The 12,267-nt window shown below is 60.8% G+C and carries 9 protein-coding genes; all 9 read left to right on the top strand.

The window, feature by feature from the left end:
- Positions 1 to 311: 311 nt before the first annotated feature.
- Positions 312 to 1,478, top strand: coding sequence for an ABC transporter substrate-binding protein (locus KHO30_RS29840; RefSeq protein WP_211703107.1), 1,167 nt, complete (start codon positions 312 to 314; stop codon positions 1,476 to 1,478).
- A 416-nt stretch (positions 1,479 to 1,894) separates the two neighbouring features.
- Complete coding sequence (locus KHO30_RS29835; protein WP_093634495.1) at positions 1,895 to 3,055, top strand: ABC transporter substrate-binding protein; 1,161 nt, start codon at positions 1,895 to 1,897, stop codon at positions 3,053 to 3,055.
- A 204-nt stretch (positions 3,056 to 3,259) separates the two neighbouring features.
- The gene (locus tag KHO30_RS29830) at positions 3,260 to 4,315 is read left to right on the top strand and encodes a branched-chain amino acid ABC transporter permease (RefSeq protein WP_054038592.1); all 1,056 of its coding nucleotides are present in this window, start codon (positions 3,260 to 3,262) and stop codon (positions 4,313 to 4,315) included.
- A 4-nt stretch (positions 4,316 to 4,319) separates the two neighbouring features.
- Positions 4,320 to 6,104 (top strand): branched-chain amino acid ABC transporter ATP-binding protein/permease, encoded by a 1,785-nt coding sequence (locus KHO30_RS29825; RefSeq protein WP_200622321.1) that lies wholly within the window; start codon positions 4,320 to 4,322, stop codon positions 6,102 to 6,104.
- Positions 6,105 to 6,115: 11 nt separating this feature from the next.
- Complete coding sequence (locus tag KHO30_RS29820; RefSeq protein WP_200565600.1) at positions 6,116 to 6,868, top strand: ABC transporter ATP-binding protein; 753 nt, start codon at positions 6,116 to 6,118, stop codon at positions 6,866 to 6,868.
- Between the two features lie 175 nt (positions 6,869 to 7,043).
- A complete protein-coding gene (mnmG, locus tag KHO30_RS29815; RefSeq protein ID WP_211703106.1) occupies positions 7,044 to 9,002 on the top strand; it encodes a tRNA uridine-5-carboxymethylaminomethyl(34) synthesis enzyme MnmG in 1,959 nt (652 codons plus the stop codon).
- A complete protein-coding gene (gene rsmG, locus KHO30_RS29810) occupies positions 8,999 to 9,682 on the top strand; it encodes a 16S rRNA (guanine(527)-N(7))-methyltransferase RsmG (protein ID WP_211703105.1) in 684 nt (227 codons plus the stop codon). Before mnmG ends, rsmG begins: the two co-directional genes overlap by 4 nt.
- Positions 9,683 to 9,768: 86 nt before the next feature.
- Positions 9,769 to 10,560 (top strand): ParA family protein, encoded by a 792-nt coding sequence (locus tag KHO30_RS29805; protein ID WP_093634489.1) that lies wholly within the window; start codon positions 9,769 to 9,771, stop codon positions 10,558 to 10,560.
- Between the two features lie 18 nt (positions 10,561 to 10,578).
- Positions 10,579 to 11,466, top strand: a complete 888-nt coding sequence (locus KHO30_RS29800; RefSeq protein ID WP_093634488.1) for a ParB/RepB/Spo0J family partition protein — start codon at positions 10,579 to 10,581, stop codon at positions 11,464 to 11,466.
- Positions 11,467 to 12,267 lie beyond the last annotated feature (801 nt).

Genomic DNA, 12,267 nt, shown 5'->3' with positions numbered 1-12,267 from the left:
ACCACGAATTTTGCAGGTGGAGAACGAGGAGACAATGAGGCACTCAGTGCCCAGACGAAAGCGCTGTTGGATTGATATCCAACAGCGCTTTTTATTTGTGCTTTTCGTTATTCGCCATTCAATCTCTCCGCTAATTCGGTGACCCTTTTTTATTCACCGAGCCACCCCCGATTTCATCTGCCCTTACCCTGCAAAATGCTTGCAGCGCGGGGCTTTCGTCCGCTAAACTTGCCATTCACCGACCGAGCGGTCGGTGATTCAAGTCTGCGGATTTGGATTCAAATGAATAACGGGGTAGACAGAGGAGCGGGATGAAGTCGGCATTGCGTTGGATGAGCGCGGCATTGGTCGCCACCGGGGTATCCGCGGCATGGAGTGGCCAGGCATTCGCGGACGTGAAAATCGGCGTCACGGTGTCGGCAACAGGGCCGGCTGCGTCGCTTGGTATTCCGGAAAAGAACACGATCGCGCTGCTGCCTAAAGAAGTGGCAGGGCAGAAGATTGACTACATCGTGCTCGACGACGCCACGGATTCAACCCAGGCCGTCAAGAACGCACGTAAGCTCATCAGCGAAGATCATGTGGATGCGTTGATCGGCTCGACCGTCGTGCCGAACTCGCTGGCCATGATCGACGTCGCCTCCGAAAGCACCACACCGATGATCTCCATGGCCGCCGCGGCGAGCATCGTGGAACCGATGGATGCGAAGCGCGCGTGGGTCTTCAAGACACCGCAAAACGACATTCTGATGGCCACCGCGATCGCGCAGCATATGTCGAATCACGGTGTGAAGACGGTCGGTTTTATCGGCTTCGCGGATGCGTACGGCGAGAGCTGGTTCAAGGAGTTCGGCAAGGCGGCCGATCTCGCGAAGATCAAGATCGTCGGGAACGAACGCTTCGCGCGCAACGATGCTTCGGTGACCGGCCAGGTGCTGAAGATCATGTCGCAGAATCCGGATGCGGTGCTGATCGCCGGTGCGGGCACACCGGCCGCATTGCCGCAGAAAACCCTCAAGGAACGCGGCTACAAGGGCAAGTACTATCAGACGCACGGCGTCGCCAATAACGACTTCCTGCGCGTGTGCGGCAAGGATTGCGAAGGCACCTATCTGCCGGCTGGTCCGCTGCTGGTCGCTGACCAATTGCCCGATTCGAACCCGGTGAAGAAGTCCGCGCTCGCCTACAAGCATGCGTATGAAGCGGCGTACGGCGCCGGTTCGGTCTCGACATTCGGCGGTCACGCTTGGGATGCAGGCTTGCTGTTGCAACGCGCGATCCCGCTTGCGCTGAAGAAAGGTCAGCCGGGCACGCCTGCGTTCCGCGAAGCGCTACGTGCGGCACTCGAAAACACGAAAGACATGCCCGCTTCCCACGGCATCTTCAACATGAGCGCGAACGACCACGCTGGTCTCGACCAGCGGGCGCGTGTGATGGTGGAGATCGCCGGCGGCAAGTGGAAGCTGTCCGGCGACTGAGCGAAGGCGAAGCGATACGGGACCTACTCAAAAAAGACGCGTGCAGTTGCCGCGTCTTTTTTATTGCCCGCATTTGATGACTGGTGGAGCTTGAAGTGCGTTGGACAGGCGAAGGATCGGAGATGAAACATGGTCGAAGCGCGGCCTAAGCGGCCCGTTTCAGGACAAACCCGCATTCGGGCGACAGTCTATTGACCGTGAATGATGCAGAACGCAATACTACTAACATGTTAGTGTTTCGCGCATTAGAAATCGCAGTAGTGGTTCGCAGCAGGGGAGTGGCACCAGAACGGCGACGGCGTTGATGCTGAGCAGGGAAAACCATGCTTGGCATGCCAGAACCCTATAACTAGATTCAGACACCCGGCCCGTGCGCCGGATTACAGATACGCGCTTCAAAGCGTTTGGAGACTTGCATGAAAAAGACAAAGCAATGGGTACGCACCGGTATCGCGATGGCGTTGATGTGTGGCGCGGGCGCTGCGTTCGCGCAGGTGAAAATCGGCGTCACGCTGTCCACCACGGGGCCGGCTGCATCGCTCGGGATTCCTGAAAAGAACACGATCGCGCTGCTGCCGAAAGAGATCGGCGGCAAGACCGTGCAATACATCATCCTCGATGATGGATCGGACACCGGCAAGGCCGTGCAGAACACGCGCAAGCTGATCGACGAAGACCACGTCGACGCCATCGTCGGTTCGACCGTCACGCCGAATTCGCTGGCGATGCTCGACGCAGCGGCCGAAGGCAAGACGCCGATGATCTCGCTGGCGGCATCGGCTGCGATCATTTCGCCGATGGACGCCAAGCGCGCATGGGCCTTCAAACCACCGCAAAACGACAGCCTGATGGCTGACGCGATCGCCGACTACATGGAGCGTCACGGCGTGAAGACGGTTGGCTTCATCGGCTTCGCGGATGCGTACGGTGACGGCTGGAACAACGTCTTCACCGCGGCCGCCGCCGCGCATCATCTGAAGATCGTCTCCAATGAACGCTTTAACCGCACCGATGCCTCGGTGACCGGCCAGGTGCTGAAGACGATGGGCGCGAACCCGGATGCGGTGTTGATCGCGGGCGCGGGTACGCCGTCGGCGCTGCCGGCCAAGACGCTCAAGGAGCGTGGCTACAAGGGCAAGGTCTACCAGACGCACGGCGTCGCCAACAACGACTTCCTGCGCGTGTGCGGCAAGGATTGCGAAGGCGAACTCCTGCCGGCTGGTCCGATCCTCGTAGCCGATCAGCTGCCGGATTCGAATCCGGTGAAGAAGTCGTCGGAAGCCTACAAGGACGCGTATGAGAAAGCGTATGGCGCGGGCTCGGTGGCGACCTTCGGCGGTCACGCATGGGACGCCGGCCAGATGCTGCAAGCTGCGATTCCGGTCGCGCTGAAGACCGCTCAACCGGGCAGCGAAGCGTTCCGCATGGCACTGCGCAGCGCGCTTGAAAACATCAAGGAGCTGCCGGTTTCGCACGGCATCATGAACACCACGACGACCGACCACAACGGCCTCGACAAGCGCGCACGCGTGATCGTGCAGATCGTCGACGGCAAGTGGAAGCTGCTGAACGACTAACAACAAAAACGATACGCGCCTCTCGCGCAGCATGCGGCGCAAGACGCCGCATTGCCATTCTGTTCGATGACAATGGCAACGACCGCTGCGCCGTATTCCGGCGCGGCGGTCGCTTTTTCAGGCATCGCTGGTTAGTGGCCGGCCGCGAGTTCTGCCGCCACGACTGTTCCCGGTTTTGACTTCGACGCTTCAGGACGAGGAAGTATGGATCTATCAATTGCGGCGATCCTCGCACAGGACGGCATCACCACCGGCGCGATCTACGCGCTGCTCGCGCTTGCGCTAGTGCTGGTGTTCTCCGTCACGCGGGTGATCTTCATCCCGCAGGGCGAGTTTGTTTCGTACGGCGCGCTGACGCTCGCCGCACTGCAAACACAAAAATTTCCGGCCACGTGCTGGTTGTTGATGGCGATGGGCGCGGCATGCTTTGTCGTCGAGATAGCGGGGCTGGTGCGGCATCCCGAAAGACGCCGGCATGCGGCGCGCACACTGGTGATGCTGGTCGGCAAATATCTGCTGTTTCCGATTGCGGTGTACGCGCTCACGCAGGGTGTTTTCCTGCATCCGCTGCCGATGATCGCGCAGATCGCGCTGACGCTGCTGATCGTGATTCCGATGGGGCCTTTCGTCTACCGGCTCGCGTACGAGCCGATCGCGGAGGCGACCACGCTGCTGCTGTTGATCGTCGCGGTGGCGGTGCACTTTGCGATGGTCGGCCTCGGGCTCGTGATGTTCGGTGCGGAAGGCTCGCGCACCACGGCGTTCTCCGATGCGACCTTCAACCTCGGCACGCTGTCGATTTCCGGGCAAAGCCTGTGGGTGGTCGGCACGGCGGTGGTGCTGATCGGCGGGCTGTATCTGTATTTCGATCGCTCGATCTCCGGCAAGGCTTTGCGCGCAACGTCCGTGAACCGGCTCGGCGCGCGGCTCGTCGGCATCGGCACGACGCAGGCAGGGCGCCTCGCGTTCACGCTCGCGGCGGGCCTCGGTGCGCTGTGCGGCATCCTTGTCGCACCCTTGACCACCATCTACTACGACTCGGGTTTCCTGATCGGTTTGAAGGGTTTTGTAGGGGCAATTATCGGCGGGCTGGTCAGCTATCCGCTGGCAGCCGCCGGTTCGATCCTCGTTGGTCTTCTGGAGTCGTATTCGTCGTTCTGGGCGAGCGCCTATAAGGAAGTGATCGTGTTCACGCTGATCATCCCGGTGCTGTTGTGGCGGAGTCTGGCCAGCCCGCACTCGGAAGAGGAAGAGGAGTGACACGATGAAACGGATCATGCAAAACAAGTTCTTCTGGTTGTTCCTCGTCGTGCTGTTCGCGTTGCCGGTGCTGCCGCATCCGATTCATGTGCCCGAGTACTGGGTGACGTTGCTCAACTACATCGGCCTTTATTCGATCGTCGCGATCGGTCTCGTGCTGCTGACGGGTATCGGCGGGATGACGAGCTTCGGGCAGGCGGCGTTCGTCGGCATCGGCGCGTATGCGACCGCGTATCTGACGACGGCGTACGGTGTGTCGCCTTGGCTCGCGCTGATCGCGGGCGTGGTGGTAACGGCGCTGATCGCGCTGATGCTCGGGCTCGTGACGATGCGGCTTTCGGGTCACTTTCTGCCGCTCGGCACGATTGCTTGGGGGCTCGCGCTGTTCTATCTGTTTGGCAACCTGGAGATGCTCGGCAAGTACGACGGCATCAATGGGATTCCGGTGCTGAATGTTTTTGGTATCAACCTGGAGTCCGGCCGTCATATCTATTACCTGATCTGGGTGGTGGTGCTCGGCGCGGTGATTTCTGTTCAAAATCTGCTTAATAGCAGGCCGGGGCGGGCGATCCGTGCTTTGCGCGGCGGCGGCATGATGGCCGAAGCGATGGGCGTCAATACGGGCTGGATGCGTGTAGTGATCTTTGTCTACGCCGCGGTGTTGGCGTCGATTTCAGGCTTCCTGTACGCGCACCTGCAACGCGCGGTGAATCCGACGCCCTTTGGTCTGAACCACGGCATCGAGTTTCTGTTCATGGCGGTGGTGGGGGGCGTGTCGCATGTCTGGGGCGCTGTGCTCGGTGCGGCAATCCTGACCGTGCTGCAGGATTATCTGCAAACCCTGTTGCCGAAGCTGCTCGGCGAGAACGGCAACTTCGAAGTGATCGTGTTCGGCATCTTGATGGTGCTGTTGCTGCAATACGCTCGCCAGGGTGTCTGGCCATTTGTCGCGCGGTTTTTCCCGAAGGGGCCGCGTGCGCATCTGTCGGATCATGCGGAGCCGTTGCCGCAGCGCAGCAAGCCGGCGGCGGGCGAAAGCCTGCTAACGGTGAACAAGGCGCGCAAGCAGTTCGGCGGGCTGGTCGCGGTGAACGACGTCAGCTTCGAGGTGAAAGCCGGGCAGATCATCGGTTTGATCGGGCCGAACGGCGCTGGCAAGTCGACCACCTTCAATCTGGTCACGGGTGTGCTGCAGGCAACGAGCGGCGAAATCACGTTTTGCGGCGAGCGTATCGATTCGCTGAGTTCACGTGAAATCGTCAAACGTGGCATTGGCCGAACGTTCCAGCACGTCAAGCTGCTGCCGGGCATGACGGTGTTGGAGAACGTAGCGATCGGCGCGCATCTGCGTGGGCAGGCCGGTGTCTGGCGCAGCGTCGCACGCCTGAACGGTGGGGAAGAAGCGCGCTTGATGGCGGAAGCTGCTCGCCAGATTCGTCGCGTCGGACTTGAACAGCATATGTACGACGAGGCCGGTAGCCTGGCACTGGGGCAGCAGCGGATTCTCGAAATTGCCCGTGCGCTGTGCTGTGACCCGACCCTGTTGCTGCTCGACGAACCTGCCGCCGGTCTGCGGTATCAGGAAAAACTGCAATTGGCGGACTTGCTGCGCCGCCTTAAAGCCGAAGGCATGAGCGTGCTGCTGGTCGAACACGATATGGATTTCGTGATGAATCTCACGGATCGGCTGGTGGTGATGGAGTTTGGCACGCGCATCGCCGAAGGCTTGCCGCAGGATGTCCAGCAAGACCCGGCTGTGCTCGAAGCCTATCTGGGCGGGGTGGAGTGATGGAGAACACGATGAATGATGCTGCGCCGATTCTCGACGTGAACGGTTTGTCGGTCCGCTATGGCAAGGTCGAAGCGCTGCACGGCGCGGCAATTAAGGTGCGGCCTGGTCAGATCGTCTCGGTGATTGGTCCGAACGGGGCGGGCAAGTCCACGTTGCTGAACGCGATCATGGGCGCATTGCCGACCACGGGTCATGCGAAAGGCGCGGTCCTCTATCAGGGTGAAGACGTCAGCGCGGTGCCGGTTGAAAAGCGGGTCGCGCGCGGCATGTGTCTGGTGCCGGAAAAGCGCGAACTGTTTGCGTCGATGACTGTTGAAGACAATCTGGTTCTCGGCGCGTATCGGCGTAAGCGGGCAGGGGAGCGCAATTTTCTCGATCAGCTCGAGCCGGTCTTTACGCTTTTTCCTCGCTTGAAAGAGCGGCGGAAGCAGGCGGCCGGGACGTTGTCCGGTGGCGAACGCCAGATGCTTGCGGTGGGCCGTGCGTTGATGGGCAAACCCGATCTGTTGATGCTCGATGAGCCGAGCCTCGGCCTCGCGCCGCTGATCGTGAAAGAAATTTTCCACATTATTAGTGCGCTGCGGCAGACCGGCGTGGCGACGCTGCTGATCGAGCAGAATGCACGCGCCGCGCTCCAGATCTCTGACTACGGCTATGTGCTTGAAACGGGTGAACTGGCGCTGGAAGGGCCGGCCGCGGATCTGGCGCAGAATCCGCGCGTGATCGAGACATATCTGGGGCTGGCTAAGAAAGTGGCTTAGTTCTTCATTTTCGGTCGGATCGCTGCGGTTCAAAGCGGTGTGTTTCACGTGAAACACACCGCTTTTTTCTTGCCTGGCCATTCGGACGAAATTCGGGCCTAAACCGAACCCGTTATAATTCGCCCATACATTTTCCTTTGAAAGGCTCACGCGACGATCTGGCGTGAGATCCGCGATGCTTTTTCCCACAGAATTTGACGTAATCGTCGTCGGCGGCGGTCATGCTGGCACTGAGGCCGCCTTGGCCTCAGCACGCATGGGCAATACGACGCTCCTGCTGACGCATAACATCGAAACCCTCGGTCAGATGAGCTGCAATCCGTCCATCGGCGGCATTGGCAAAGGCCATCTGGTGAAGGAAGTCGATGCGCTCGGCGGTGCGATGGCGGCTGCGACGGATGAGGGCGGGATCCAGTTCCGCATCCTCAATTCGTCGAAGGGGCCTGCCGTTCGCGCGACGCGCGCGCAGGCGGACCGTCTGCTGTACAAGCAGGCGATCCGGCATCGGCTGGAGAATCAGCCGAACCTGTGGCTGTTCCAGCAAGCGGTCGACGATCTGATGGTGGAAGGCGACCGGGTGGTCGGTGCGGTGACGCAGGTGGGGATTCGTTTCCGCTCGCGCGCAGTCGTGCTGACGGCTGGGACGTTCCTCGACGGCAAGATTCACGTGGGTTTGAACAACTACACCGGTGGCCGTGCCGGCGATCCGGCAGCGGTGTCGCTGTCCGGTCGTCTAAAGGAGTTGAAGCTGCCGCAAGGCCGCCTCAAGACCGGGACGCCGCCGCGCATCGACGGTCGGACGATCGACTTTTCGAAACTCGAAGAACAGCCGGGCGATCTGGATCCGGTGCCGGTTTTCTCGTTTCTGGGGCGCGTCGAGCAGCATCCGCGTCAAGTGCCGTGCTGGGTCACGCATACGAATGAGCGGACGCACGACATCATCCGTGGTGGTCTCGACCGCTCACCGATGTACACCGGCGTAATCGAAGGGGTGGGGCCGCGCTACTGCCCGTCGATCGAAGACAAGATTCACCGTTTCGCGTCGAAGGAATCGCATCAGATCTTCCTCGAGCCAGAAGGGCTGACGACGAACGAGTTCTATCCCAACGGGATTTCCACCAGCCTGCCGTTCGACGTGCAACTGGAACTCGTGCGTTCGATGCGTGGCCTGGAGCACGCGCATATTCTGCGGCCGGGCTACGCGATCGAATACGATTACTTCGATCCGCGTGGGTTGAAGGCATCGCTGGAAACCAAGGTGATTAGCGGGTTGTTCTTTGCGGGACAGATCAATGGCACGACCGGCTACGAGGAAGCGGCTGCACAAGGCTTGCTGGCGGGGATCAACGCCGGCTTGCACGTACAGGGCAAGGACGCATGGTGTCCGCGCCGCGATCAGGCCTACCTGGGTGTTCTGGTCGACGATCTGGTGACGCAAGGGGTGTCCGAGCCGTATCGCATGTTCACGAGCCGCGCCGAATACCGTCTGAGCCTGCGCGAAGACAACGCCGATATGCGTCTGACGGAGATCGGCCGCGAACTCGGCGTGGTCGATGACGTCCGTTGGGACGCATTCAGCCGCAAGAGGGATGCTGTTTCACGTGAAACAGAGCGTCTTCGCACGACGTGGGTCAACCCCAAGACGCTGCCGGCCGAAGAAGCGACGGCATTGCTCGGCAAGCCGATCGACCACGAATACAGTTTGGCGGATCTGCTGCGCCGTCCGGGTGTGACTTACGACGGTGTCTGCGGTTTGCGCGAGGGTGCATGTGCTGCGCCTGAGACGCTAGCCGAAGACGACGTTCTGCTCGCCCAGATCAAGGAACAGATCGAGATCGGCATCAAGTATCAGGGCTATATCGACCGCCAGGCCGATGAGATCGAGCGGAATGAGTCGCACGAAAACACGCGTTTGCCGGAGGGGTTGGACTACGCCGAGGTAAGAGGGCTATCGTTTGAAGCGCGTCAGAAGCTGACGCAATTCCGCCCTGAAACTATCGGCCAGGCATCGCGTATCTCCGGCATTACGCCGGCGGCGATCTCCCTGCTGATGGTTCACCTCAAGCGTGGCTTGGGACGCCGTTCGACGAAACCCGCCGAACCCGGCGCGGAGAGCACGCCGGTGGTGCAATGACGGTGAGTCAGAAGGGAAGCGGTAATGAGGCATTGGCGCCGCTGCTAGCGGACGGCGTCCGCGAGCTCGGCCTCGCTCTCAGCGACGCGCAACTCGACAAACTGCTCGACTACGTTGCGCTGCTGTCCAAATGGAATGCCGTCTACAACCTGACGGCGATTCGCGATCCGCGGCAGATGCTGATCCAGCACATCCTGGATTCGCTTTCGATCGTGCCCCATCTCGCTACGCGCGGCGCGTCTTCGGTGCTGGACGTGGGCTCCGGTGGCGGCTTGCCTGGTATCGTGCTGGCCATCGTCCTGCCTGAGTGGACCGTCACCGTGAACGACATCGTGCACAAGAAGACGGCTTTTCAGGCCCAGGCCAAAGCCGAGCTCGGCCTTGCGAATCTGTCGGTTGTCACGGGCCGCGTCGAGACTTTGCGGTCGGGCGCCGAAGTACCGGCAAAGTTCGACGTAATCGTGTCGCGTGCATTCGCAGAGCTCGCGGATTTCGTTACACTGGCCCGTCATCTCGTTGCAGAGCACGGTGCGATCTGGGCGATGAAGGGGGTGCGTCCGGATGGTGAGATCGAGCGCCTGCCGGCGGGTGCCCATGTGGAGCAGATCATCCGGCTGAATGTGCCGTCGCTCGACGCTGAGCGGCATCTGATCAAGGTGCGGGTGGACGAGCGTAGGTGAGGGCCGCCACCAGTAGGTGCCAGGCACGCACCGCATACCACGAGCGCTTTCTACTTTATTCAAGCAGCAAAAGGGACACACCAACGATGGCAAAAATCTTCTGCGTTGCGAACCAGAAGGGCGGCGTCGGCAAGACGACGACGGCAGTCAATCTGGCCGCGAGCCTGGCAGCGCAGGGACAGCGAGTCCTTCTCATCGATCTGGACCCGCAGGGCAACGCCACGATGGGCAGCGGTGTCGACAAGGCTGCGTGTGCGAACACCGTCTACGAAGTGCTTGTGGATGGCGTAGCCGTGGCGGATGCGCGGGTGCGTCCGGAAGCCGTCGGTTATGACGTGCTGCCCGCGAACCGTGAACTGGCGGGTGCCGAAGTCGAATTGGTCAGCGTGCAGCACCGCGAGCGTCAACTGAAAGTCGCGTTGGCGGAGGTCGAGAGCGAATATGAATTCGTCCTGATCGACTGCCCCCCGGCTCTGTCGCTGTTGACACTCAATGGTCTGTGCGCCGCCCATGGCGTAGTGATCCCGATGCAATGCGAGTACTTCGCGCTTGAGGGACTGTCCGACCTGGTCAACACGATCAAGCAGGTGCACGCGAACCTGAATCGCGACCTGAAGGTGATCGGCCTACTGCGCGTGATGTTCGATCCACGCATCACCTTGCAACAACAAGTTTCGGATCAACTGAAAGAGCACTTTGGCGACAAGGTGTTCGACGTGGTGATCCCGCGCAACGTACGCCTTGCCGAGGCACCGAGCTATGGGTTGCCGGGCGTCGTGTTCGATAAGGCCTCGCGCGGTGCGCAGGCGTATGTGCAGTTCGGTGCAGAGATGATTGAGCGGGTGCGCACGTTGAATGACGCGCCCCAGGCGTCCTAAGCGGATCGAGGAAGCACGATGAACGCAGTAGCAAGAAAGAAAGGGTTGGGTCGCGGTTTGGAAGCATTGCTGGGTGGCAGTGCGGATATTACCGAGGCCGTCGTGATCGAGGGTGCACCGAACGTGCTGCCGCTCAGTAAGCTGCAGGCCGGCAAGTACCAGCCGCGTACGCGCATGGACGAGGGCGCGTTGCAGGAATTGGCCGCCAGCATCCGTGCTCAGGGGCTCATGCAGCCGATCCTGGTGCGGCCGGTGTCGGCGGATAAGTACGAGATCATCGCCGGCGAGCGGCGCTTCCGTGCGGCACGTATCGCCGGTCTCAATGAGGTGCCGGTGCTGGTGAGGGACGTGCCGGACCAGGCGGCCGCTGCGATGGCGCTGATTGAGAATATTCAGCGCGAAGATCTGAATCCGCTGGAAGAAGCGCAGGGTATTCAGCGCTTGCTCGACGAGTTCAATTTCACGCACGAGCAGGCGGCCGAATCGGTTGGCCGTTCGCGCAGTGCTGTGTCGAACTTGCTGCGTTTGCTGAACCTGGCGTCGCCGGTGCAGACGATGCTGCTGGCCGGCGATCTCGACATGGGGCATGCACGCGCGCTTCTGGCCGTCGACGCCGCGACGCAGATCACGTTGGCCAACCAGGTCGTCAACAAGCGCATGTCGGTACGCGAAACCGAAAAGCTGGTGACGACGACGACTAAAGTTGCGCCTGCGGTCAAGGCGCGAGCGAATCAGGACGGCGGCCGCGATACGCGACGGCTTGAGGAGGAATTGTCGGATCTGCTCGCCGCAACGGTAAAGATCAAGCTCGGCCGACGCGGCCGTGGCCAGGTGTTGGTGGACTTCGGCGATCTGGACGCGTTAGAAGGGATTCTCGTCCGGTTGCGCGGTAACGCTACGGCCTGATCGTGGCGGGTTGAATGGGAAGGATGTCGGGCATGCTTGTGGGCTGATTCCCGGTTCTCGCTCGCAAGCTGTTTGGCGCGCCTGGTGTGTTTTTCGGCGGAAGCGGTGGGGCAGTGGTCGTATTTGTCCCTCGCATCGCTCGTTTGATGGTCTCTCTGCTCGATCGATAACCTGCTTGGATATCAGTTGGATACCTAACTATATGTCGCGTTTAATAATAAGGATTGCGATTTATCGGCCTGCGCGGATATTTTCGTGGTGACGCAGATGTGGCCGGGTTGCGCTGCGATTTGAGCTGCTCGCGCAGGCTTAGCCATATTGCTGCGGCATTGCAACGGGTTCTGCATGCTCCGTCCTCACGTGCTGGGATTCGGCAGCGGGTGTTGGGTGCCGACGCGGGGATTGTTAAGGTGCGAGGGCAGGGCGGGGTCGGGATGACGTTGCAGGCGCCTGACTGCACGTTGGGTCGACCGTCCTGACAGAGGGTGAACCTCCGGCGATGTTTGTTCGCCATGGGAGGGACCAGGCCTGCAGTCGCCGTCGCGCATCTACCCGGCGCCGTCCTCCATGTCTACCAAACGTGGCAAAAAACATCGTCTGTTGCATTTTTGAGACGTCCGTAGCAGCGTCGAAACGATGCATCCGAGCGCTTCAAGCGGCCTGACTCAGCGCGCATGTTTTGCCATCCCCCGGCCGCCTTACATTTGCCGTGTACACACCGCCCGAGTTCGCGTTCCCGCATCGTGGCGGCCGTTTTCATGCTGGTTATTGAACGGCCTAAAGTCTTGAATTGCCTGCAAC

It is taken from the genome of Paraburkholderia aspalathi (genome assembly GCF_905220735.1).
Lineage (GTDB): Bacteria > Pseudomonadota > Gammaproteobacteria > Burkholderiales > Burkholderiaceae > Paraburkholderia > Paraburkholderia aspalathi.
Note: the sequence above shows the minus strand (reverse complement) of the source record. Positions and strands in the feature narration are given on the sequence as shown.

Bases quoted from the DNA above. Each gene is read 5' to 3' on its own strand.
- KHO30_RS29840 (WP_211703107.1), top strand. From the start codon at position 312: ATGAAGTCGGCATTGCGTTGGATGAGCGCGGCATTGGTCGCCACCGGG.
- KHO30_RS29835 (WP_093634495.1), top strand. From the start codon at position 1,895: ATGAAAAAGACAAAGCAATGGGTACGCACCGGTATCGCGATGGCGTTG.
- KHO30_RS29830 (WP_054038592.1), top strand. From the start codon at position 3,260: ATGGATCTATCAATTGCGGCGATCCTCGCACAGGACGGCATCACCACC.
- KHO30_RS29825 (WP_200622321.1), top strand. From the start codon at position 4,320: ATGAAACGGATCATGCAAAACAAGTTCTTCTGGTTGTTCCTCGTCGTG.
- KHO30_RS29820 (WP_200565600.1), top strand. From the start codon at position 6,116: ATGAATGATGCTGCGCCGATTCTCGACGTGAACGGTTTGTCGGTCCGC.
- mnmG (WP_211703106.1), top strand. From the start codon at position 7,044: ATGCTTTTTCCCACAGAATTTGACGTAATCGTCGTCGGCGGCGGTCAT.
- rsmG (WP_211703105.1), top strand. From the start codon at position 8,999: ATGACGGTGAGTCAGAAGGGAAGCGGTAATGAGGCATTGGCGCCGCTG.
- KHO30_RS29805 (WP_093634489.1), top strand. From the start codon at position 9,769: ATGGCAAAAATCTTCTGCGTTGCGAACCAGAAGGGCGGCGTCGGCAAG.
- KHO30_RS29800 (WP_093634488.1), top strand. From the start codon at position 10,579: ATGAACGCAGTAGCAAGAAAGAAAGGGTTGGGTCGCGGTTTGGAAGCA.